Origin of the sequence: Methanocaldococcus jannaschii DSM 2661 (genome assembly GCF_000091665.1) — an archaeon.
Taxonomy (GTDB): domain Archaea; phylum AGJL01; class Methanococci; order Methanococcales; family Methanocaldococcaceae; genus Methanocaldococcus; species Methanocaldococcus jannaschii.
The window spans coordinates 1-22,758 of the sequence record NC_001732.1 but is presented as its reverse complement, the minus strand read 5'-3'; the positions used below and the strand labels follow the sequence as shown (position 1 = coordinate 22,758).

At 28.3% G+C, this 22,758-nt stretch carries 21 protein-coding genes and 4 pseudogenes; 9 read left to right on the top strand and 16 right to left on the bottom strand.

Features of this window, described 5'->3' with window-relative positions; all coding sequences use genetic code 11:
- Positions 1-736 precede the first annotated feature (736 nt).
- The 3 genes and pseudogenes from MJ_RS09060 to MJ_RS09420 all read right to left on the bottom strand — a co-directional run.
- Positions 737-1,261, bottom strand: a complete 525-nt coding sequence (locus MJ_RS09060; protein WP_010890066.1) for a tetratricopeptide repeat protein — start codon at positions 1,259-1,261, stop codon at positions 737-739.
- Positions 1,251-1,877, bottom strand: a complete 627-nt coding sequence (locus tag MJ_RS09055; RefSeq protein ID WP_244409567.1) for a tetratricopeptide repeat protein — start codon at positions 1,875-1,877, stop codon at positions 1,251-1,253. The genes MJ_RS09060 and MJ_RS09055 overlap by 11 nt, the downstream gene beginning before the upstream one ends.
- Positions 1,878-2,016: 139 nt before the next feature.
- Positions 2,017-2,173: pseudogene (locus MJ_RS09420) on the bottom strand (IS6 family transposase); the annotation flags it as partial.
- Between the two features lie 499 nt (positions 2,174-2,672).
- Here MJ_RS09420 and MJ_RS09415 point away from each other — a divergent pair.
- Positions 2,673-2,844 (top strand): annotated as a pseudogene (locus MJ_RS09415) (histone family protein).
- Positions 2,845-2,924: 80 nt separating this feature from the next.
- Positions 2,925-3,170, top strand: a complete 246-nt coding sequence (locus MJ_RS09050; protein ID WP_064496996.1) for a hypothetical protein — start codon at positions 2,925-2,927, stop codon at positions 3,168-3,170.
- An 821-nt stretch (positions 3,171-3,991) separates the two neighbouring features.
- Here the strand turns inward: MJ_RS09050 and MJ_RS09955 are convergent.
- The 4 genes and pseudogenes from MJ_RS09955 to MJ_RS09020 all read right to left on the bottom strand — a co-directional run bounded on the left by MJ_RS09955 (position 3,992) and on the right by MJ_RS09020 (position 8,433).
- Entirely contained in the window at positions 3,992-4,153 is a 162-nt protein-coding gene (locus MJ_RS09955) for a helix-turn-helix transcriptional regulator (protein WP_394296061.1), read from the bottom strand.
- 885 nt (positions 4,154-5,038) lie between these two features.
- Positions 5,039-5,185 carry a hypothetical protein gene (locus MJ_RS09550; protein ID WP_162484782.1) on the bottom strand — a complete coding sequence of 49 codons (147 nt, stop codon included), beginning with the start codon at positions 5,183-5,185 and terminating at the stop codon, positions 5,039-5,041.
- Positions 5,186-6,214: 1,029 nt separating this feature from the next.
- Complete coding sequence (locus MJ_RS09025) at positions 6,215-7,312, bottom strand: ATP-binding protein (protein ID WP_010890063.1); 1,098 nt, start codon at positions 7,310-7,312, stop codon at positions 6,215-6,217.
- 16 nt (positions 7,313-7,328) lie between these two features.
- A pseudogene (locus MJ_RS09020) lies at positions 7,329-8,433 on the bottom strand (ATP-binding protein).
- A 386-nt stretch (positions 8,434-8,819) separates the two neighbouring features.
- Between MJ_RS09020 and MJ_RS09010 the strand changes: the two are divergent.
- Positions 8,820-10,058, top strand: coding sequence for a hypothetical protein (locus tag MJ_RS09010; protein WP_010890061.1), 1,239 nt, complete (start codon positions 8,820-8,822; stop codon positions 10,056-10,058).
- Positions 10,059-10,272: 214 nt separating this feature from the next.
- Here MJ_RS09010 and MJ_RS09005 read toward each other — a convergent pair whose 3' ends face one another.
- The 6 genes and pseudogenes from MJ_RS09005 to MJ_RS08980 form a co-directional block, all read right to left on the bottom strand.
- Positions 10,273-12,072 (bottom strand): minichromosome maintenance protein MCM, encoded by a 1,800-nt coding sequence (locus MJ_RS09005; protein ID WP_244409565.1) that lies wholly within the window; start codon positions 12,070-12,072, stop codon positions 10,273-10,275.
- Between the two features lie 796 nt (positions 12,073-12,868).
- The gene (locus tag MJ_RS09000; protein ID WP_010890059.1) at positions 12,869-13,594 is read right to left on the bottom strand and encodes a DUF3226 domain-containing protein; all 726 of its coding nucleotides are present in this window, start codon (positions 13,592-13,594) and stop codon (positions 12,869-12,871) included.
- A 2-nt stretch (positions 13,595-13,596) separates the two neighbouring features.
- A pseudogene (locus MJ_RS08995) lies at positions 13,597-13,944 on the bottom strand (AAA family ATPase); the annotation flags it as partial.
- A 27-nt stretch (positions 13,945-13,971) separates the two neighbouring features.
- Complete coding sequence (locus MJ_RS08990; RefSeq protein WP_244409564.1) at positions 13,972-14,601, bottom strand: AAA family ATPase; 630 nt, start codon at positions 14,599-14,601, stop codon at positions 13,972-13,974.
- A gap of 51 nt (positions 14,602-14,652) precedes the next feature.
- Positions 14,653-14,979, bottom strand: a complete 327-nt coding sequence (locus MJ_RS08985) for a hypothetical protein (protein WP_010890056.1) — start codon at positions 14,977-14,979, stop codon at positions 14,653-14,655.
- A gap of 39 nt (positions 14,980-15,018) precedes the next feature.
- Positions 15,019-15,228 carry an AbrB/MazE/SpoVT family DNA-binding domain-containing protein gene (locus MJ_RS08980; RefSeq protein WP_064496991.1) on the bottom strand — a complete coding sequence of 70 codons (210 nt, stop codon included), beginning with the start codon at positions 15,226-15,228 and terminating at the stop codon, positions 15,019-15,021.
- 142 nt (positions 15,229-15,370) lie between these two features.
- Between MJ_RS08980 and MJ_RS08975 the strand changes: the two genes are divergently transcribed.
- The 4 genes from MJ_RS08975 to MJ_RS08965 all read left to right on the top strand — a co-directional run bounded on the left by MJ_RS08975 (position 15,371) and on the right by MJ_RS08965 (position 18,975).
- Entirely contained in the window at positions 15,371-16,930 is a 1,560-nt protein-coding gene (locus MJ_RS08975; RefSeq protein ID WP_244409562.1) for a helicase HerA-like domain-containing protein, read from the top strand.
- Positions 16,931-16,962: 32 nt separating this feature from the next.
- Positions 16,963-18,201 (top strand): DNA double-strand break repair nuclease NurA, encoded by a 1,239-nt coding sequence (locus MJ_RS08970; protein WP_244409559.1) that lies wholly within the window; start codon positions 16,963-16,965, stop codon positions 18,199-18,201.
- Positions 18,202-18,339: 138 nt separating this feature from the next.
- A complete protein-coding gene (locus MJ_RS09545; protein ID WP_162484781.1) occupies positions 18,340-18,480 on the top strand; it encodes a hypothetical protein in 141 nt (46 codons plus the stop codon).
- 144 nt (positions 18,481-18,624) lie between these two features.
- A complete protein-coding gene (locus MJ_RS08965) occupies positions 18,625-18,975 on the top strand; it encodes a hypothetical protein (protein ID WP_010890053.1) in 351 nt (116 codons plus the stop codon).
- 330 nt (positions 18,976-19,305) lie between these two features.
- Here the strand turns inward: MJ_RS08965 and MJ_RS08960 are convergent, their stop codons facing one another.
- Entirely contained in the window at positions 19,306-19,494 is a 189-nt protein-coding gene (locus MJ_RS08960; protein ID WP_010890052.1) for a hypothetical protein, read from the bottom strand.
- A gap of 11 nt (positions 19,495-19,505) precedes the next feature.
- Positions 19,506-20,825: an ATP-binding protein gene (locus tag MJ_RS08955; RefSeq protein ID WP_010890051.1), complete on the bottom strand. Its 1,320-nt coding sequence runs from the start codon at positions 20,823-20,825 to the stop codon at positions 19,506-19,508.
- Between the two features lie 233 nt (positions 20,826-21,058).
- On the opposite strand from MJ_RS08955, the gene MJ_RS08950 reads away from it, so the two are divergent.
- Positions 21,059-21,385 (top strand): hypothetical protein, encoded by a 327-nt coding sequence (locus MJ_RS08950; RefSeq protein WP_010890050.1) that lies wholly within the window; start codon positions 21,059-21,061, stop codon positions 21,383-21,385.
- Positions 21,386-21,410: 25 nt separating this feature from the next.
- Positions 21,411-21,677: a hypothetical protein gene (locus MJ_RS08945; protein ID WP_244409557.1), complete on the top strand. Its 267-nt coding sequence runs from the start codon at positions 21,411-21,413 to the stop codon at positions 21,675-21,677.
- A 30-nt stretch (positions 21,678-21,707) separates the two neighbouring features.
- On the opposite strand, the gene MJ_RS08940 is transcribed toward MJ_RS08945, so the two are convergent.
- The gene (locus tag MJ_RS08940) at positions 21,708-22,442 is read right to left on the bottom strand and encodes a hypothetical protein (RefSeq protein ID WP_244409555.1); all 735 of its coding nucleotides are present in this window, start codon (positions 22,440-22,442) and stop codon (positions 21,708-21,710) included.
- Between the last annotated feature and the right edge of the window lie 316 nt (positions 22,443-22,758).

The following is a 22,758-nucleotide window of genomic DNA, read 5'->3' as shown; positions in this document are numbered from 1 at the left end:
ACTTCACTCCATTATTTTTGAGTAAATCTCTGCACGCATCTTGTATTGTGTAGTTAGGATTATCTAACTCTGAATATTTCCAAGAACTGCCGTAATCTTTTACTTTATATCCAGCATATTTTTGAAAAATTTTATTCCCACATCTACTTTTCTGAAATCTACTCCACATTGATTTGAGTAATCATATAGGAATCGTTTATAATCATCTTCAGTTTTTGGTTTTATATTCAAATTACACATTTTGATCAAGTTATTTAAAATACGAGTACGATTAGAAATTAATATACTATTCTTTTCTACAATTGGTATGAAATGTTATATGCCTCTCCACATTTAATGTCGTATGGCATATCTATCGCCAATGCTAATTTCTAAAGAAATTTTGGAACGATGTTGGGTATATAAATCTTTCTTTTTTAGGAAAATGTGTTGGGTCTCTTAAAAATTTTTCTGAAACTAAATACAAAAATCTACAAATATTATAATATAATGCTTGCATATTAATAAAAAAGATCGTCAAGTTAGTAACTTCACCTCATTTAGAGTATCATGAAGTATTTAATCCAGCTAACAACAGTATCAAATTTACTATTTTATTAAAATCTTACGAATAATATGGTATCGAGGTAATTACCTGTTTCATATTCATAAACTCCTATGTGTGCAATATATTGAAAATAACCACTAGAATTAATAGAAGATGAATTATTAACATTCCTTGGATATAATTTTTCTTCTAAAAATTGTCTGGAATTTTTTCAGCAATTTCAACTGCTTTGTCGTAATATCCTTTGTTGCTTAGGGTTTCTGCTATTTTAAATAATGCTTCTGATTTATAATAATTGTCAGGTATTTTTTCAGCTATGTTTATTGCCTCATCATATTTTCCACTTTCGCATAATAGCTCTACAACCTTTAATAAGACTTCTGATTTTTTATAGTCATCAGGTATCTTTTCTGCAATCTGTATTAATCTATCATGTTCCTTATTTCTATATAATATGTCTGCCATTTTATATAGTGCTGAAGATTTATAATAGGAATCTGGAATCTTGTCAAGTATTAAAAATGCTTCATTACATAAGCCATTCTTACAAATCAGCTCTGCAACTTTCAACAACACTCTAAACTTATATCTATCATCTGGAAAACTATTAATAAACTCCTCCACAATCTGCATTACTATCTTATCAGATTTTTCACTCTTTGGAGTCATTGATATTATCTTAATTTTATCATCATCAAACTCTTTACTCTCCATGTATATATTTAATATTCTTATGCAAATCTTCTGCCATTTTATCTAACAACCTGAACCTATACTTAGAGTAAGGTATCTTTCCAATAACTTCAAATGCTTTATCTACTAGTCCATAGTTATAAAAATCTCTGGATATTTCAAACAGTATTGAAGATTTAATCTCATCATCAAAAACACCCTCAGTTATAAAAATTGCCTTATCATAATTCTTAAGGGCTTCATCATGCATTCCTATATTGTATTGAGCTTTTGCTATCTCAGATAATGCTATAGCCTTAGAAGAATCATCAGATATCTTATTCACAACCTCCAACGCTTTATCTATCAACCTATTACTACATAAATTTTCAATAATTTTTGATAGTATTACGTCTCTTTTACTACTCTCCTCTGCTATTTTTATGGCTTTATTGTATACTTCAATAACCTTGTTAGTTAAACCTCTGCTATATAGAGATTTGGCTATATTGGACAAAATAACGGCTTTAGCATAATCATCATAAATCCTTTCAGCCTTTTTAATTGCTTTATCATATACTTCAACAGCTTTCTCTGAATCTTTGTCATACAACTTCTCTGCAATTTTAAGCAACTCCATAGCTCCACTATGAAACATAAAAATCACCTACGGATTAACCAAATAATCAACTTTTCTATACTCCTAATCTATTTTAACACCAAAGAAATCTTTTACCTTTAAAATCTAAAAAATACTGGTAAAATACTTGATGGTAGGGTTATTCTATTAGAGGTTGTCAAGTTAACAATTGCATCCAATTATAGAACATCATGAAGCTTTTTATCCAGCTAATTACCGTATTGAATCTACTATTATTAAGAAATCTGTTATAGAATGCTTTAATTCTTCGTTTAAGCAATAAGAAGGATTTCTACGCAATTTCTTAATCTGAATACTTCTTTTCCACGATTCTCTCCTTTATAGCCACTATCGTGAGCCTCATATTTTACTATTTTTTACCTATATTATTGATAAAAGTTAAACTGACAGTTTCATATTCTATTTATAGTATTTCCACTTTTCTCATTTTCTCCCCTTCCCCTCTCGGGCTCTCCCCCTCTTTTAATTTTTATATTTTTATTTTCTTTTTAGTTAGTTTAAAATATTATAATTTTAACAAGTTTTTATTTTTATTATGTTATTAATTAATTGTTGTATTGTTTTATTATGTAATCATGTTATTCTTTTGGGTTTTATTGGATTTTTCTTTAGCATGATTTTGGATTATTGTATTGTGGTATTATGTAATTATTGTATTGTAGAATATTATAATATTGGGAGGTGTATATGTACAAAAATAGTAATATTTTTGTAGGTTTTAATTGATAATTTTTGAGTATAAGTTTTTTTGGGTGGTGTTATGGCTGAGCTTCAGTTGCACCGTTTGTAAGGATATTAAAAAAGGATGGGGCTGAGAGAGTTAGTAGGGCTGCAGCGGAATACTTTGCTGAGGCTATAGAAGATTTAGCTTTGGAAATAGCTAAAGAAGCTGTTGACTTGGCAAAACATGGCAAAGAGAAAAACAGTAAAAGTCGAAGACGTAAAACTAGCTTTGAAGAAATAAGTTTATTTACCCTTTTTGTTTTATTCTAACACTGTTTCACTATTTCCATAATCGTGAATTGACTTCAAAGTCAATTCAATATGGGTAAATCACTTTTTAATCCTTTAAAAGAAGATGATATTGCTGATTACTGGAAAACTTATTATGGAATTGTATTGGGAGACTTAAATGATAGCATTGTTGATACAATCTTAGAATACATTAGCATGGTATATAACATTAAAGGATTGAAATATAAAAATAACTTTTTTGGAAACGTACTATTATTCCCAGTCAAAATCAAATACACAGAATTTGAACAAATACTAAAAACAATAAATATTTAAACACATAATTTATTATTTAGTTTTCAATAATACTAATTTATAAACTTAAATTTTAAACTGTATAATTTTGTCTATTGGTGAAAACTGATTATCAAGGTACACTTTATAACATAAACTTTTTTTAATATAATCAATCTATTCATCTTTTACACTAAATCTCAATGGTTTTATTACATTTTTAGTGGAGTAAATAATCCACTTACATAATAAGTGGGGAATACTTCTTAAACTAAACACAATTTACTCACAAAAATAGAAAAATTACAATAATTTAAATTACATCTTTTATTTTCTCATTTTTCTCATGTTTTTTATATGTATGAACATATAACACTATTTTTATAGGTTGTAATAATTCAATCTCAGTATGTTGCTTAATGGGTTTTTGGTTTGTTGTCTGCATTTTTATGGTGTTGGAGGAACAGCCAATTTTTAAAAATTGGCTGTTCCTCTTTTGTGAATGTTAGTAAATACAATTGAAAAATTGAAAAATAAGGGGCGTTTCATGTCTTGGAAGTGTGTGGGGTATTTCACATTTCTGTTAGAGTGGTTAGTCCAATGTTGAAAATTACGGTTAAAAACACTTTATTGTGTATAGAATGTGGAAATTTATTGTGTGTTAGCAGTGGCATAAAAGAGTGTTGTTTTTCTAATAGTCAATGGCATTTATCCTATAGGAAAATAAGTTTATGGGGTTTTTATTACTTTATGGTAAATTTTGTTTCTTATAGGAATATTTGGGAGGTTGCCACACTTTTTAAAAAGTGTGGCAACCTCCCTTGATAATTAATGTTTTTAACAATTAGGATTAGGGATGTTTTCTATGTTATATCAGTGTTTTCATCTGTGAGTTTGTAGTATACTTTTCTTTTACCATTTTCTTTGACTGTGGCTTTTGTTATTTTTTTCTCTTTTTGTAGTTGTTTTAGGGCTTGGTAGATTGTTCCTTTTGATTTTATGTTTGGTTTTAGTTTTTCTACTATTTTTGATGATTGTAGGGGTTGTTCGTGTTTTAGTATTTGTATGATTTTTTGTTTGTTCTATGGTGTTGGGTTTGGGTTGGAGTTTGATGTATAGGGTTGTTAGTTTGTCAATGTCTGTTTTTATTATTTGTTGGAGTTCTTTTTCTATTCTTATAATTTGTGGGTATGAACTTGTGTTTTTTATGGTTTTTAACTCTAATTCTATTTTTTCTATTCTGTTTTCTAATTTTTTAATTCGTTCGTCTGTTTTTTCATCGTCTTTTCCAAATAGTTTTTTGAGCATGTTTTCACCTTTTCCCTAATGGGAATTTACATAATATTATTGTTTTTATATTGTTTGGTGATTATAATATTTGTTTGTTTTGTTTTGTGGTGGGAATTTATTTTATTTGTTTTGGTAGTATTAAGTTTGATAATTTTTATATTATTAATTATTATCAATAGTTTTATACAGTGGCATGTTTTGATTTTAGGATTTGTTTGTGTGTGGTGTTTCATGAATGTTGTTAAGGTGTTGGGTAAAAAGAGTGTTAGGGGAGTGGATTCTCGTGTGATGTTCATTTTATTCATAAGGGTGCTTTGGGTGATGTTTTGGTGGTGTTGGTATTCTTAATAAAAGAGTTAGGGTTGTTTCTGTTTTGTTGCCACTGCTATAATAAAGAGTTTACCAACCTCATAGTATCCTCCTAAAGAATTGTGAAGAATTGTTTTAAACTCATTTTTAATGAATTTTATCACATTCCATGAACAAACTGTATTCATCTTTTCAACGCGCTTATAGTGCCTATGGGTGTGGAGTGCATTCATCTCCAATACAACCACAACTTAGAACTACTCTAACTACAAAACAAAACAAATAGAAAAATCTTTAATAACTTCACACTTTCACCAATCATCTTCTTTTATTTTTCTAATTGTCTCTTCATCTTCTCTGCAAAACAAAAACCATGCAAAAATAAAAATACCTACCATACCTAATATAAGTAGTATAAAGACGTTAGCTAATGCATTAACAAAACCTATAATACCCATAACACATCACTACAAATTTTTCTGTGTTTTCACCAAACAAGGCTATGTAATGACAGTTATTTTTTGAAAATAGGGATTATTATAGTTTTCTTTTATATATTCAGTGGCATATTGGATTTACACTTCTCTGGAGATGCCACTGTATGCCATTGATAATATAATATTATAATATTGTATATACTGCAGTGGCATCTGCTCTATGTTTTGGCATGGTGTCCGAAAATTTTTAACCATTGTTGGACTTTGGGGCTAAAGTCCACTTCAAACATACGATTTAATTATATTATAAATATTGAAAAACTGCTTTAAACATATAGCAGAAATTCTAAAAGAGAATAATACTAATTTATAAACTTAAATTTTAAACTGTATAATTTTGTCCATTAGTAAAAACCAATTATGAATATACACTTTACAACATAAACTTTTTTCAATATAATCAATCTATCCCTCTTTTACACCAAATCTCAATGGTTTTCTTACATTTTTAATTATATCCAAAGATAATTTACATAATACATTATACAATGTTCTAAAAACAAGCATTTTTCACACGTTTAAACTATTAAATCTTAACAATTTAAATTACATATTTTATTTTCTCATTTTTCTCACATTTTTTATATGTATGAACGTATAATACTTTATCAATAATAAGTATTATTAAAGTTTAAGGCTACTTCCTAGCTGTCCCTATCGGGGCAGTAGGGGGTCTGTCCCCGTAAAGGGGAGCGGGTGTCGATGAGGGAGGCGTTCGGATTATATCAAATAAAAAAATGCCTCCCGAGATACCCACAGTATAATAAAGAAGACAAGTAAATAAAAAGTCCTATCAATTTTTTTATCCAATTGATTGAACTTATTATCAACATATCTCAAAATCCTCTCTTCTAACAATTCTAAATCCTTTTTAGTAGCAAATTCATCCTTTAACCCATGATTGAATTGTTTATTAGAAATGAGAATGCTCATAACTCACTACCCTTGATTTTGACTTTGAAAAAGTAGATTTTATTGAAATAACTTAATTTACAACATTCTCTTTATAGCATTCCAAACCAAATAACTTTGTGGCTTTAAAGTTCCTTTTTGTGGATTTAAGAATAAAATATTCTCTTTAATTAAAAATATCCTAATTTTCCTTTTTATCTTACTTTTTGGAAGTTCATAATTATCTTTAAACAATTTCAATGCTTCTAAGACTTCATCATAATTTATGCCTTCATAATCTTCTTCAACCTTCTCCAATAATTCTTCCAAGTGATTCCGCTCCTCTTCAAGTTTTGTCTCTAAAATATATTTCAAATCTTTAACAGCTTTTAACTTGACAATAACATCATAAATATACTTTGCCTTTCCACCAACATAAGAATAAATTAGCTCCTTATCCTCATTAGTTAGATTAATATTCTTTTGTTTGGCTAAAAAATCCATAAACTTTAAGGCAGTTTTCTTATCAAAATCATCAACTAAGATATAATCAACTCCCCCCTTTAATTCAGCTTTTCCGTAGATGTATTCAATAAACAAACTATCAGAACTTAAGCAGAAAACATGGCATAGATGTTGAACTTTAGTTAAGGCAACTAAGAACTGGAATAAACTCCACAATAGTAACCTATTCCCGTTTAAAGTTATCTCCCTAATCATCTGTAATTCATCAAATATTAAAATTGGCTTTTTACCTTTCTCATTTAATTTAGCAAATAAATATTCAATATATTGATAGACATCTGCTGATTTATCTCTTTTACTAAAAATTCTATCAAAGAATGGTTTTGGCACTTTAATAGGCATACCCAAGTAGTATTTGCTAATCTCTTCACTACCTTTAACCAACAAATCAGCTAATGATTTGGCATATTCCCTAAAATCGTCTATTTTTGATTTTTCATCCACTTCAAACAAGCATTCAATAAAATTATCAACGTTTAAAATATTTCTCGTTCTAAAATCAATAAAAAATGGTATGTATTTTGACTTGTCTAATCTATTAGTTATAACTTCTCTTATTAGGGTTGATTTTCCACTATTTAAAGGACCATAAATAAAATAAATATTATTTGGTTCTTCTTCTAAGATTAAAAGAATTTCATTAATTTCTTTTTCCCTATTGAAGAATTTCATAATCCCACCAATAATTTTAAAAATCGTTTATATTTTGTAATACTCTTTTTATTGCGTTCCAAACTAAATAACTTTGTGGCTTTAAAATCTCCTCTACGGGGTTTAAGAATAAGATATTCCTTTTAATTAAGAATTCTTTTGTATTCTCGTCCATAAGGTATTCGTTGATTTCATAATTGTCTTTAAATAATTTTAATGCTTTAACAACATTTTCATACTCAACTTCTGCAATCTTTTTAGTTTTTATCTTAACCAATAATTTTCTCAATTTGGAAACCTCATCTTTTAACATAAAGTCCAAAACCTCTCTTAAGTCTTTAAACTTACTTTCTTCAATAACATACTTTATGTCCTTTGCCTTTCCCCCAACATAAGAATAAATTAACTCTTTATCTTCATTAGTTAAGTTAATATTTCCTTCTACTGCTAAAAAGTCCATAAATTTTAAGGAAGTTTCTTTATCAAAATCATCAACCAATAGATATTTCGCCCTTCCTTCTAACTCTCCAGCATTATAAACATACTCAATAAACAAACTATCTGAACTTAGGCAAAAAACATGTGCTATGTGCCTCTCCTTTGTTAAAGAAACCAAAAATTGGAATAAGCTTTTTAATAATGGCTTTCCTCCATTCATAACAATATCTTTAATCATCTGCAATTCATCTAAAATGAATACTGGCTGAACTCCCTTCTTATTCAAACTCATAAATAAATCTCTAATAAACTTAAAAACCAATCCCCCCTTTTCTTTTTCTCCAAAAAACTTATCCAATATTGGCTCTGGAATCTTTATCCCATAGTATAAGTTTATAATATCATTAACTCCCTTTGTAAAACTCTCTATGTATGATTTTATCTTCTTTTCTTTCGAATTTTCGTCTATTTCAAACAATGCCTCAACAAAATTATCCATTGATGTAAATATCATACTCTCTGAAATTAACATAAAAGACAGCATATTTTTTATTGGATTTTTTTAATTCATTGTTTATTATGTGATTTATTAAAGTAGTTTTTCCACTGTTTAAGGGTCCATATATAAAATAAATATCGTCTGGCTCTCTATTTAAAATTCGAAGTATCTCATTAATCTCTTTCTCCCTGTTGAAAAATTTCATAATACCACCAATTAAAAATTATAAAACAAAATTATTTAAAAGTTTGTATCTTTATTTTCAAATTTTACCATTAGTTTTTTGAGATACAGTTTAACTTTATCAATAATATTGTTAGCAGAATATTAAAATATGGGCTTGTAATAGCAGCCATAAATGGGAGAATTGTTTGAAATGATTATTTTCAATGTTTGAATGGAATATTAAAAGTATCCTCTAACTGATTTTCTAAATAATAGTAGATTTAAATAACGATTGTTGATGATAAATGAAAGGTTTTAAACGTTCTTTATGGGAGGGGAGAGTTTCGTTCATTTATATTAAGTTCGATATTCTTCGTAAAATAAACTAATAAATCACTATAAGTTGGAACTACTTATGGTGGGATTGTGAAGTTAGATTATGATGGGGTTATAGCCCAGCTCAAAAAATCTAAACTTGGCATTGATTCTCGTCAAATTTTTAGAGTTTTATTGAAGGAGAGTATCTTTATTCCAGATAAAATATATGATGATTTTATAGAATTTATAAAACCACATAGGACAATAATTAGATCTAAAACTCATCCTAACAGTCATTATGTGCATAAGTATGGTGTGGAAATACAACGAGTTATTTTAGGACTTATATTACTAAAAGAAAACTCAGAAAAGAAAGTAGATGCATTATTCAAGTTTTTAAAATATGCCCATAGAGGTCTTAAAGTTCAAGCAATGCTAGAGCTTAGGAGAATTATAGAAAAGGATGTAGAACTAAGAAAATATTCCATAAAGAAAATAATTAAAATAATTACATCACAATATCTAAAAATTGATAATGAAGAGATTTTTGAAGTTGATGTTTTAAAAGATTTAACATATAGGATTCTAATATTGAGAGTATTTACAAGCTTTGCAGAAAAAGAGCACCTAGAGTTATTAATTAATGAATATTATCGTTTAGAGGAATACAAAAAGTTTTGTAACACTTTTGCAACACGTGAACGTTTTAAAGTATTATCACTAGAAATTCTTAACACAATCTGTAATATTTGCCTAAAAAACAATATTTCTACAAAAACTTTACGAGAAGAGTATAATTTAGACATTCTTCAAAAAAGTAATAATATTGACTTAGGCTATAATTTTGAAGCAAAAATTGTATATATTGAACTTGCTAGAAAATATCTTAGTTTGCAGGATATTGACAAAGAATCTAAAGAACTTATACAGCTAAAAATTGCAAAAATGATATATGATGATAGTTTTAGTATCAAAGCCAAAGCTTTAAGTTTTTTTATAGATCATCCATCATGGACTATTAAAAATATAGTAATAAATCTTTTAAACAGTGGGAGAATTTCAAAAACAATGTACAACCAACTTATAAATGTAATATGCAATTACGTGTTAGCTTACAATGATATTTCTTTTTTACACGATTTACTAAACATTCATATACATAGAGATATTATTCTAAAATCTATATACAAAATTAGCCAAAAAAATTCAAAACTCTTAGAAGATTTTGTATATATTCTTAGTAATATGTATTTTGAAGTTGAAAATGAAGAAAAAGAATTGATAAAAAAGATTTTAGAAAACATTACTAACGAAGAACAAAAGACAATATTAAAAGTACTCAAATAGACCAACTCTAAATCAATAAAAATTCCCTTGATACTGGATTATTATACAAATTAGATGACTTCTTTGTCTCTGTTTAAAGAATATAATAAAGCTTTAGAATGTTATAATTTTGATTTGAAAAGAATAAAGAGGCTGGAGCATTGTTAATTTACAATACTTTCTTTATGGCATTCCAGATTAAAAATGTATCTCCAATTTTTATCTCCTATACTTTTTATGTTTTGTTTTTATACAACAAAATAACATCAATAATTCCCTTTTTTGGATTATAAACAACTTGTTTTAAATAGTGCATTATTATATCTATTGCCTCTTTGACATCATCTTCATCAACACACTCTTTTAATTTTGCCCTTGCTACTGCTATACTAAGTTTTATAACAGTATTTAATTGTTTTGCAGTGATATAATGATTTTTCCTCATTTCATCATACCAGTTTGAAATTTTTTCTATGACTTCATCAGTTATTTTTGGAGTTATTTGTCTTGAGTAAACAACATATTTTTTTAAAAATTCAAAATCAATTTTTATTTTTTCTCCACCAACATCTACAAATACATAATCATATCCTTCAATTTCTTCATTATCTGAGTTTATATACTTTAGAAAAATGTATTTTGCCACCTCTTCATCCCTATCCTTGTCGGGAATATCCCTAATTGGAAATATTAAATCAAAATTTTTTAATAAAATTGACGAAATCCCTATCTGTTTTATAATACTTTTCTTTTGATCAAACTTTCTAAATTTCGTTTTAGGATAGCATGCACATAAGAAACTACACTCAGCGGGAACGCAATAAAATGAACCCTTATTAGTTGTAAGAACATTCCTCTCAAAAGCTTCAGATAATTTTGTACTTAATTTATTGTTCTCGTTAAAATCATCAATACATAATACTCCAAGAGTCCTTGGAATTACACCTCCACATACAGTATAAAATTTTCCCAGTATATTACTTCTTTTATCATAAGGTGTGGCTAATTCCTCCTCCTTCAACGCCGCTATGTTTATAAAATTATTTCCAGGAATATTCCCAATTCTCTTTAGAATGGCTGTCTTGTCAATACCAACTTCCGTTACTAGTAGAATGTTAATCTTGCCTATGTCCTCTAAATATGGGGCTATTTGCTGTATAAGTATGGCTTTTCTAACAATCGCATCATCACAGAGGAGTGGTGGGATCAATATATCAGCCAATATGTCAATAATATCTCCCCTCTTTGCAACTTTCTTAATATTTTTAACATCTTCTTCAGTTAAATTTATTAGAGATTTTTCAACTCCCAATTTTTCAACATTTATAGCTTGAACTATCAACTCATAAATACGACTTTTTGAGCTTCTGGGAACTTCCCTTACAATTCCCGTAATTTTCACATGTCCAAAATAATATGGTTTTGCACCACAGTACCAAACTATTGGGTTTTTTTCAATACCATAATACTCACTCTCATCAGATAAATCTTGGACTACTAATTCCTGAAAATTTTCATAATCCATCACATTTGCAAATTCCATCTTTCCTCCACAAAATTCACAAAAAACCTTATCATCCCAAAATAATTCACTAAAATAAACTTCTTTTATCCTTCCACATTTAGGGCATATATATAAGTGTTTTTTAGAAAGAACACAAGGATATGATGCTGAAATAATAACACCATTAAATTTTACAACCTTATTAACATAATAAGGAATTTCCCTCATGCTAATCTCAAACTCTTCTGGATAATCACATAATACTATATTACAACATTTATTTTCTCCAGATTTCTGTAATTCCTCTTTTAATAATTCTTCAATCCAATCTCTAACTTTATAATATCCAGTTATACTTGATAATGTACTATCCACTAAATATCCAAAACCCAAGTTAGCCAGTTTTTTCATTGAAATTTTAACTACTTCATTATTTGCATGTGAGGAGAGGTTAGGAATTAAACTATTTTTTATATAGTTTTTAAGTTGATCCTCATAAGCTTTTTTAACATTTTCAAAATTATAACACATATTTATCACCCTCAGTAATTTTTAACTGAGATTATACATACTTATTTCTTTAAAATTTCGAGTATAAATATTTTTTTCAAAATTTTATCAAAACAAAAGTATTTAAACTTTTGTGTATCATGAAAAAATTGTGATTTCAATGGAAAAATAGTTTTTATATGGTTTTATCCAACATACTATTTTTAATGTTTGAATTTCTATTATCAGAACTTTAAAACTTTCAATTAAAAAACTGCAACTTTTAAGTGATAGAGCAACTTTTATCCAGCATATATGCAAAAATGGTAATATTTTTGTAGGTTTTAATGAATAAGCTAGTAGGGCTGCAGCAGAATACTTTGCTTGAGGATATTAGAGAATTTAGCTTTGGAAATAGATAAAGAAACTGCCGACTTAGCAAAAACATGCAAAAGAAAACAGTAAAAGTTAAATAAGTTTATTTTATCATATCACTATTTTTAGAGACTTTTATAATGTAATTCTAAATGGAGAGTCTTTTTTGTGAATTGACTTTGAAGTCAATTCACTGTTAGATTACAAACTCTCAAAACGTGTTTATTTAATTTTAAATATTCTAATAAAACATTCCTTATTTTTAGTTGCAACTTTTTATTTTCACCCTGTTAGTGTTTTTAAAATAAGCACAATCCTTAGAGTTTTTTTAGGAATCTCAAAAAATAAAAGTCCAAATATTGAACATTGAGGTAATTGTGCAGATTTTTAAGATTGAGGAGGATGTTGTCGAAGTAAAGGATGTAAAAGATGTCATAAATCTTTATCAAAATGTTTAAAAGAGTTAAAAGATGGTGAGGCATGGTAGAATACATATTAGTGTTAATAAAAAGTTCACTTTATTTTTATTATTTATCTGCTCTTCAATAAATTTCCTATATAAGCCAGACATGGAGTCTCCGTCAAAATTTTTAGCAATGGCTAAAACGTGCGTTATGTCTTTTGGCTTTAATCTTCTTTCAGCATCGTTACTTAATGATTCTAAAGAGTTTTTGAATTTTTCTATGATGCTGATTTCTTTAGCCATATCAGTAATTACTGCCTCGAGTTCTCTTTTTAGTTCAAATGATGGGATGTTAAAATCATCCTCATCATAATTAGCAATACCCAAAACAGCTATTTTTAAGTTTAAATCCTCTATAATCAAAAATTTGTCACCCTCTTTAACTTCAAATCCAGCATTTTTTATTATACTCTTTGTCCAGTTTTTGACATCATGCTCTTGGTCTATATCCCTTGCAATGCCCAAGATTTTAATATTAGATAAATAACCCATTTTAATAGCCGTAAGCATTGCTGTCAAAGCATGTTTTTGTTTTGATTTTCCTCCAGAGTGGAAAACTATCAACTTAACATCTTCATTCTCTAAACATATTGGTTTTGATATATCTCCCATTTTTTCTGCTCTAATAATACCATCACAACTAATTTCTGAAAAACCATATAATTTCTTTAATATTGGAATGAAGAATGCAACATCCGTAATTCCCTCAAGTAATAAAATCCTCATGATTACCCCCTTAAATCAATTCCGAGAGTTTCTCTCATTTCCCTAACATTTTCAAAGGATTCCATACTGCTAATTAAATTTTCCCCATCTCTACGCATGTAGATTAATCTGCCCTCTATACCTTCTTTACTGGCATGTTCAAGGAGGAAGTCTATCAATTCAAGGCTGTGAGTGGTTAAAAATACTTGAACGTTATTATTCTTTACAGATTTTGTAAGCATTTGTGAAGTAATTTCAAGTGAGGAGGGGTGATGAAAGGCTTCAGCTGAATCTATCAAAAGATAACCATTTTTTAGTATAGAGGTTAATAATGCAATTATTAAAGCACTTTTAAACCCTTCTCCCATTACATAGTATGGATAAACTCCATATTCAGTTTAAACATGAATTATCCACTTGTTATACTTTTGGAGAGGGCTTAGACTTTTAACTTCTGGGTATGCTTCTCTAAGCAATCTTATAGCATCCTGTAAAACTTGAGTCTCATAGGCTTGAGAGTATATGCTCTCAATATATCCAAACTTTATTAATGTTAAGGATGTTATAAATTCAAAATTACTTTGTGTAGCCTCTGCAGAGGTTAATATTGATGATATATAATCTGGATGTATTAAATGTGAATCAAAACGTCCACTCCAAGAATTTTTATCAGATTTAAGTTCTACTGCAATATTTTTATTTGCAAAACTTTGATTAGAATTTTTTAGGGTTAAATTTGCAAAATCTTGATTTAAGAACTTAACACTTACTTCAAGTTCTTTAGAATTTTTATAGAACAAATCATAAATACTTTTTTCACCATACCATCCTCTCCAAAGTAATATCTCCCTTAAAATTTTTATAAATAATGAAAACCCCTCCTTTGCACTTAAAAACAATGCCAAAGCTTCTAAGATACTTGATTTTGAAGCATTATTCTTCCCAGCAATTATATTTATCTGTCCCAAATTTTCCAATTTAAGCTCTCTAATACCTCTAAAATTTTTGATGTGGATGGTTTCAATCATACATTGACACCTAAATAAATGGATATGCATAGAATTGGTTTTTATGTTTCTTTATTCATTCCAATTTTTACTTATTACTATATAAAAGGCAATTTCATATTTGTAGTTATTATTTTCAGCAATGCAATGATAAATTCTTTTTACGTTATTTTCTATGTCCATATTTGTATGTTTTTTTAAGATTTCCAATAATTTGTTGTATGCTTCTAAATTTTTTGTCTTGGGGGTAAGTTCTTCAAAAGTATATCTAGTATATTGTAAATTTTTAAGTTGTTCTACGGTGTTGACAATCCAGTCTTCAAATGGAATTTCTTCTTTATGTTGTTCTTCAACAATAAACCCATCTTCTGAATTCCACATAAATTTCATATAATTCATTCATATTTTCACCCTTTAATGTTGATGTGTATGCTTATTTTATTGTTTTTTATTATTTTCATCTTTTTGTCTATACACGACTTTTAAACATAGCTTATCTTTATCTCCAGATATCTCAACTTTATCTCCTTCTTTTAAATTTGCATCTTCAATCCATTCAGCTGGGAGGTTAATATAATAGGTATAGTAGGTTTTTCCTCTGGATTTTGTAACACGCTTTTGTATTTTTCTAATATCATACACTTTCATACATTCACCCTGTTTTATGGCTATGATAATACTAGAATCCTTAGGTACTATTAAACTTTATTCTGCACTATTAGATATCGAAAAGTATATATAGAAGTTTGTATATACATACTAACGCAGACAAACGCACAACAGTTGGGTGATGGTTATAAACAGTGTAGTTGTTGGGACTGTTGTAGCTTCAAAAAATGTTAATGAATTTGAGTTTGTAATTGAGAACCAGGTTATTGACAAGATTAAGAAGGGAGAGTTTGTCATTACAAAAAATACACATGGGGACTATCTTCTTTCAAAAATTACCAAGATTGTTTCTGTTAATGCTCTAATTGGTGATAAATCGGAAGATGCTAGTGAGTTAGCTAAGATTAGGGGTGTTATATATTCTGAAGAAATGTTAAATAATTCTTCTAAATTTTTAGCGAGTGCAAAAATTTTGGGAGTAATTAATAATGAAAGTGGAAGTATTGAATCTAACGTATATCCAATAAATGTGCCTCAGAATGTTTATTTGACTAAGGATGATTTGTTAGCTAAAATATTTTCAAATGGTAGTATTGAAGTAGGTTATTTAAAGGTAAGGTCTTCAACAAAAGTGAAATTAAATGCAAAAGAGCTTTGTTCAAGGCATTTTGCTGTATTGGCAATGACTGGGGCTGGAAAATCAAATACTATAGCCGTGTTAGTCCAAGAATTGTTTGAAAAGGATAAGGGAAAAATGAATATTGTAATAGTTGATCCGCATGGAGAATACGTGAAAATGAGGAATACTCATATTCTACCTGCAAAATTGAATCCAATATTGGTTCCTGAAGAGCATTTGGCAAAATTACTTGGTATTGGTGAGAATTCTTCAGTTCAAAAGTCATTTTTAGTATATGCTGCACTTACTGTAAAATATGAGTGTAAGGAGAATAAAAAACAAATTTCTGGGTTGGAATATTTGAAAAAAATTGAAGAAAAACTTGTAGAGTGTGCTGATAAAATTGCAAATTCTGAAGATAAAAAAAGAATCTATATCGAGTATTATGATGGAACAAGATGTAGGNCTAAAACTGTAAAAAAAGATGATGAAATGTCAATAAATAGAGTTATTGAAAAGTTGAGATGGTTTATTAACAAAAATAAAAATATTTTGGGAGAGAATGAGGGAATGTTTGACATTAAGAGTGATAAAATAAATGTTCTCCCACTTCAAAAGATTGAGGATGAGGAGGCAATAACAATTGTAGGAGAATTCTTAAAAAGAGTTTTAAAAGAGAGAATTAAATCAGTCCATGATGAGATAGTTGAAATTAAAGCACTTGAAAAACCAACATTAGTAATTATAGAAGAAGCACACCTTTTTGCAGCAAAGAATTTGAAGGATAGGTCTGGTTATTGGATTAATAGAATTGCAAAAGAAGGAAGAAAATTTGGAGTTGGATTGGGTTTAGTAAGTCAGAGGCCTAAAGAATTGAATCCTACAGTCTTATCTCAAATGAATACTAAGATAATTTTAAGAATTGTAGAGCCAACAGACCAAAAATATATTTTAGAGAGTTCCGAGAATGTTGGAGAGGATTTACTTCAAGATTTACCACAATTATCAACTGGAGAGGCAATAGTAGTTGGTTCTTCACTCCCACTTCCAGCATTGGTTAAAATTAAAAAATATGATGGAGTTTTAGGAGGAGAAGATGGTCTTAAAAATTTAAAAATTTAAAAACCTTTAATTTACGTTTAGGGGTGATAAAAATGTTTATTATTAGTAAAAATCATTTGGATATAATTTACAATTTTGTGGATTGGGAGTTTAAAAATATAAGCAGTATTGGAAATATTATAAATGATGAAGTAGTGTGGAATGAGTTGCCAAAAGGTGTTGAAGGGGTATTATGTGGGGTAGATGGTAGTAGGGGGAAGGTTGAATTCTGTAGTGGTATTGTTTATGGCCTCTCATCCTATGCTATTGGAAAGAATATTGAAAAGGGAATGTTTGAATTGGGTGTTCTACCATTTTTTAAAGAAGAGGATAGAGTTAGAAGATTAATGATGACTTTAGAGTATAGGCTTGCAACACTTGTTAGCAAGAATGTTGATTTAATCCTTTTAGATGGAACTTTGTCAGGGGCTTTAATAATGCCACCACTTTTAAGTGGAGATACTAACCCTCTAACTGTTTATCCAGATTTAGCTGAAGATTTGGGTTGGAAGTTTATAAAATCATTGGATAATTTTTGGGACGAAGTTTTGGAGAATTTAGATGGGAATATTTACGATAATACTCTCTTAGCAATAAAGATTTTTCAAAAGTTTGATAGTACGTATTCTGAATATGTTGAAGATATTAGGGAAGAGTTATTTGCAGCAAATATTCTCAATTCTAGATTGGAAATTGCATGTTGGGGAGTATATTTTGAGTATATAGAATTGCTACACTCTTTAAATAGATTGTTAGAGTATGATTGTACATTCATAGCTAAAAATTTTGAGAATTCAATTATTACAGAAAAATTAAAGGAAAACAACATAAATGTTGATATCCTACTTGATGCTACACTTCTAAATCAAATATTTAGAGGGAGGGGATACACTACTCTTAAATTGGAAGATTGTTATAATAAAAAAAGGAGTAGGAGGCACATTAACAAGATTTGTGATGTGTTTGGAGATTATTTCAAATTTTTAGAAGTTATCAGGGAAAATCCTTTTGAGATGATTCCTAAAACTTATGTTAGATTTGCCGAGAGCAGTCCAATATTAGCACTTGAAGTTCCAAGAACTAACAAAAAATCAATTGAAGAAGTTATAAGTTTGCTTATTCCATACTCTAAACTTGGTTATCCAAGGTATTTGAAAGATGCTCATAATAAGGCGAAAATCAGTAAAAAAGAATTTAAAAAGCAAATTTTATTCATGATAAAATACATATCAGAGAAAAATAGGGATTTTAGCTTATTTTTCCAGAGTGGGAGGGAAGTTTTGGGAGAATGATATAGTTTATTTTCTTTTTCATGTCACTGTTGGAATACAAATTTGAGAGTGAATTGATTTCAAAGTCAATTCACAATGGCATCTAAGTATAAGTTTTTTAGAATAAAAAATTAGTTAGTTTGTTGGGAGGTTATTAGAATGGTTGAGGGAAGGTTGTTAGTGTTTCTTACTGCAATGTTGGTGTATATAGTGTTAGTTCTTGTTCTTACACTTTTAATACCTAAAATGTTGGATAAACCAATTAAAAAAGATGAATCTAATGAAAAATGTGAAAAATAAATGCTATTGTTCATTTTCAAAATATTTATTTTTCCGTTTGAAATATAAACAATTAGGGATATACTATATAATAATGCTGAATTGACTTTAAAGTCAATTCACTAATAGACTTTTATACCTTGGCATCTTTATAGGAGTGGGATTATGAGTGTAGAGCTTAGAACATTATTTAGATTAATTGCAGTTCTTGAACATTCAGAAGAATTTAAAAAAGTTCTTTTTGCTTGTGAGAGGCATTTTGAGAGTGGTTATTGTAAGTGTGGTCCTATGGAAATGTGTAATATTGCCTTGGCTGAGGCGATGAAGGAAGATCCTACTCTTGTGTTGAGAAAATGGAGGAGGGTTTTTACTTATTTGGAGGAAGTGGGTATAATAAAAACAAGAAAATTGGAAGCTCCAGCAAATAGGCCGAGGAGATATATAAAACTTTCAGAAAATTGGATGGAAGCACTTAGAACTGCCATTGACAAAGAGTATGAGAAATTGATAAGGTGAATTGACTTCAAAGTCAATTAACAATTAAATTATAAAATTTATAAATTTTAAATTCTAAACTTAAATTATCCTATACAAAATTAATGTCTTTTTTGATATTTTTTCATCAACTATTTTTAAGATAGAGATTGTTAGAGTGAAGTATGCTAAAATATCATTAGTCCCTCTTTTGAAAATTAGATATATTCTGCTCTTATTTAATTTTTCAAATAATATTGCAGAATTCTTTAAAAAAAATTCTCAACATCTAAATTTTTGTGGCAAGAAAAGAGTTTAATAAAGCTTTTACTTTTTCTTCATCATATTCTTCTAATAATATTTTTAGTAGGATTATAATTTCGTCTTCTTTGCCCATTCAATCCCCTCTTCAAGTTGTTTCTTAGCTCTTTCTGCTCTTTCTCTAATTTCTTTCCAATCCATTCCTTGTGATGATTCTAAATCTTTTAAAAACCTCTCTGCAACTTTTTTATCTTTTATTATTATGATTCCTTCTTCAATCAATAATGCTATAATTTCCACCCCAATAACTTTTATGAGAAATCCTCCAAATCAAATAATAAACAATCTCCATTCTCTTTACTCTCAATCTTCTTTCCAACAATGGCATAATATTTTTCATAATCATCTAATCCAACAAGTTTTGACTTTCTATACAAATCCCTATATATCTTTTTAACATCTCTATCTTTCAAATCCTTCCATTTAACCTCAACAAATAAAGCTTTTTTATCATTATCATTTAAAGCAATTAAGTCAATCTCTTCTCCCCTATGCCACCATCTTCCAATCTTTAAAAACTTAAATGGTAATTTATTCATTTTATTCAGCTCAATTAAAAACTCCTTAGCAACTTTTTCAAAGACAAATCCTAAATATTGATTATAATCAGCCTTTATCTCCTCAATATCAAAAATCCCCTCTTCAATTGCAGATAAATTTGGAAAAATATACCTAAAATAAAAAGCAATAAAATTATCTTTAATGTAATACCTCCCCTTTTTTGATTTTACACTTTCTGTAATAGGAGTTTGCCTCTCTATAAATTCAACCTCAATCAAGTTTTTTAAATATGGTGTTAAATCTGAATGCTTAAAGCCCAAGTAATTCTTTATCTCTCCAAGTGTGTGATTACCAAAAGCTATTGCCTCAAGAATCTTTTTATAAGTTGTTGGCTCCTCAAACTCATACTTCATCAAGAAATCAACCTCATATCTCAAAAAACTATCAACTCTCTTAATCTCTTTATCTAAGTAATCCCAAAATGGAAGTTTTACCTTCTCAAGATAGTATGGAATACCATCAGCAAAACCATAAATTTCAACCAACTCTTCCCAAATAGCTTTTGGGAAAAATTCCTTTAAATGCTTAAACTTCAATGGTTTAATCTTCAAAACTCCAGTTTTTCTCCCATAAAGAGGAGATTTATAACTTAAGACCTTCTCTCCCATCATGGATATTGATGAGCCAAGAATAATAAGTTTTGTTTTTGTATTTTTTAAATGTATATCTACAATTCTCTGGAATAGAGATAATACATTAGGATTTTCTTTAATTAAGTTTGGAAACTCATCAATGATAATGATTTTATCTTTTAAAAAGTTAAAATATGCTTCCCAATCCTCTTTAGCATATTCAATTGTTGGTTCAACCTTTGAAGCATATCTTTTAAAATGCTTTAAATTATCTCCCTCAACTGCTAAGTAATAAATATGCTCCCTATTTTCTACACTTTTTAATGCCAACTTTGTCTTCCCTATTCTTCTTCTCCCATAAATAACTATGAATTCAAAGTTGTTACTATCTAACTTTTCATTTAATGCTTTTAGTTCTTCTTCTCTATCCACAAACATACTAATCCCATAATGATAATTATAATTATGATAATTGAAATTATCATTTTTATGAGTTTTGGTAAATATTTAAAACGCTCATCTTCAAGTATCATTACCTAATATTAATTGTTAGTAGTTTAGAAATATGCTATTTGGAATAACGATGGAGATGCTATTTATATTATAAGGAAAGAAGTTTTAACAAAATCTTATGAGAATACTTAAATTATATTCTAATTGTGGGTGGTTAAATGAGGGATTGTAAGGTTCAAGTTGGTGGTTTTGGAGAATGGATTATAAAGTGCGATTTAGAATTAACTTTTGATGAGGTTATGAGGGGAGAGATTGAGGAGTTGGTTGAATTTATAAAATCTTTGGAAAGTTTGTTAAAATCTTCAAGTGAAGATAGTTTTAGAAAGAATGTTTTGAATGCTCTTATTTCCACTCTAAAAACACTCCCATGGACTTCAAGATTAGAGTATGCTGATGATGAGCATAATATTATCGATGTGTATCCAGATGATAAGAATAAAAAGTGGATTATCAAGTGTAATTTGTGTCTATTCCCAGATGAATAACTTTAGAATATTTTGGTGGGATATTATGACAGCTTTTGAAGAACTTTTAGAATTACCAACAATTGAAGCAATATACAAATTGAAAAAACTTATTTTAAAAATGGAGAGTAGTAAAAATTCAGAAGTTTATTATTATCAGGGTGTAATTAAAAGAATAATCCAAAGATTATCCTTGTTAGACCAAGAAAAATCATTAAAAGAGAATCTAAAATTTTGTGTGGATAATTATATCCTCTCCCAAAGGACAATAGAGGATTTAAAAACTGCAATAGAAATTGCAAGCAAGTTATAATAGTATTTTTATACCAATATTGGAAGTTGGTTAAACTTCTTCATAAATTTCCTCAAGGAATTTTTCAACTGCTTTATAACCTATTGTGAGTAAATTGAGTTTCATCAGTTCTAAAATTTTCTTATATGCTTCTTCATTTTCGTTATTTATATTGTAGTAGTCTATTTGAGCTTCTAAACGTATATGCACCTTATCTACTCTCAATGATATTATTAATTTAGGATGAAGTGATTTAATATGCTCATTATAACGACTATTTTCCATTCTTATTGAAAAATAACCAATTTTTTCAATATTATTGAAATATTCTTCAAAGAAATCTAATTGATTTTTGAGCTTTCCTTTAATAACATCTAATTGTTTGAAAGGGGATATTTTCATAAATAATTTTAATATTGACTTCCTATCCAATCTGAAAAATATATTTTCATAATAACTTTTTCCTTCTGATTTACATATAAGGTATAATCTTTTTAATTCTTCAGCTATAAGGTCAGATAGTTTGTCCACATCATAAATATAGAATACATGATATTCCTTCATTGAGTTATCCAATACTTTAGTAAAACTTCCCTTGTTTGTAATTTTGTCTATTAGACGTAGGGCATTTTTGATATCATCATGACATCTTAACCAGAATGGGAATGTTATTATTATAAAAAATATTTTACTAAGTTCTTCATCTGAATCTACGTCAATTTTCATGTTTTTAAGAGTTTCTAAAAACTTTTTATCATTTTTGACAATATTTAAAAGATAATCCAATTGCTCTCCCATCATAATAAACCTTGCAATGTGTAAATAGGGTTATAACACTGTTGTTAATTCCACTAGTTAAAAGTTGGATTAGTTTTTCTATGCTAGGATTAACTAAATAATCAACTTTTTTGCTCTCATAATCCATTTTTAACACCTATAATGAGATTAATATCTAAATTAATTAAAATTTATTCCTGGTATGCATGAGTTAATAACAGTATATTCACATACTTGATGAGAGCTAAAGTAAATTTATTTATTATATGGTGATACCTAAAGGTATCTAAGTTCAAAAATAGCACATATAAATTACGAGAGTATA

Coding starts and splice junctions, on each gene's coding strand:
- MJ_RS09060 (WP_010890066.1), bottom strand. CDS start 1,261: ATGGAGAGTAAAGAGTTTGATGATGATAAAATTAAGATAATATCAATG.
- MJ_RS09055 (WP_244409567.1), bottom strand. CDS start 1,877: ATGTTTCATAGTGGAGCTATGGAGTTGCTTAAAATTGCAGAGAAGTTG.
- MJ_RS09050 (WP_064496996.1), top strand. CDS start 2,925: ATGGGTAAATCACTTTTTAATCCTTTAAAAGAAGATGATATTGCTGAT.
- MJ_RS09550 (WP_162484782.1), bottom strand. CDS start 5,185: ATGGGTATTATAGGTTTTGTTAATGCATTAGCTAACGTCTTTATACTA.
- MJ_RS09025 (WP_010890063.1), bottom strand. CDS start 7,312: ATGAAATTCTTCAATAGGGAAAAAGAAATTAATGAAATTCTTTTAATC.
- MJ_RS09005 (WP_244409565.1), bottom strand. CDS start 12,072: ATGTGTTATAATTTTGAAAATGTTAAAAAAGCTTATGAGGATCAACTT.
- MJ_RS09000 (WP_010890059.1), bottom strand. CDS start 13,594: ATGAGGATTTTATTACTTGAGGGAATTACGGATGTTGCATTCTTCATT.
- MJ_RS08990 (WP_244409564.1), bottom strand. CDS start 14,601: ATGATTGAAACCATCCACATCAAAAATTTTAGAGGTATTAGAGAGCTT.
- MJ_RS08985 (WP_010890056.1), bottom strand. CDS start 14,979: ATGAATTATATGAAATTTATGTGGAATTCAGAAGATGGGTTTATTGTT.
- MJ_RS08980 (WP_064496991.1), bottom strand. CDS start 15,228: ATGAAAGTGTATGATATTAGAAAAATACAAAAGCGTGTTACAAAATCC.
- MJ_RS08970 (WP_244409559.1), top strand. CDS start 16,963: ATGTTTATTATTAGTAAAAATCATTTGGATATAATTTACAATTTTGTG.
- MJ_RS09545 (WP_162484781.1), top strand. CDS start 18,340: ATGGTTGAGGGAAGGTTGTTAGTGTTTCTTACTGCAATGTTGGTGTAT.
- MJ_RS08965 (WP_010890053.1), top strand. CDS start 18,625: ATGAGTGTAGAGCTTAGAACATTATTTAGATTAATTGCAGTTCTTGAA.
- MJ_RS08955 (WP_010890051.1), bottom strand. CDS start 20,825: ATGTTTGTGGATAGAGAAGAAGAACTAAAAGCATTAAATGAAAAGTTA.
- MJ_RS08950 (WP_010890050.1), top strand. CDS start 21,059: ATGAGGGATTGTAAGGTTCAAGTTGGTGGTTTTGGAGAATGGATTATA.
- MJ_RS08945 (WP_244409557.1), top strand. CDS start 21,411: ATGACAGCTTTTGAAGAACTTTTAGAATTACCAACAATTGAAGCAATA.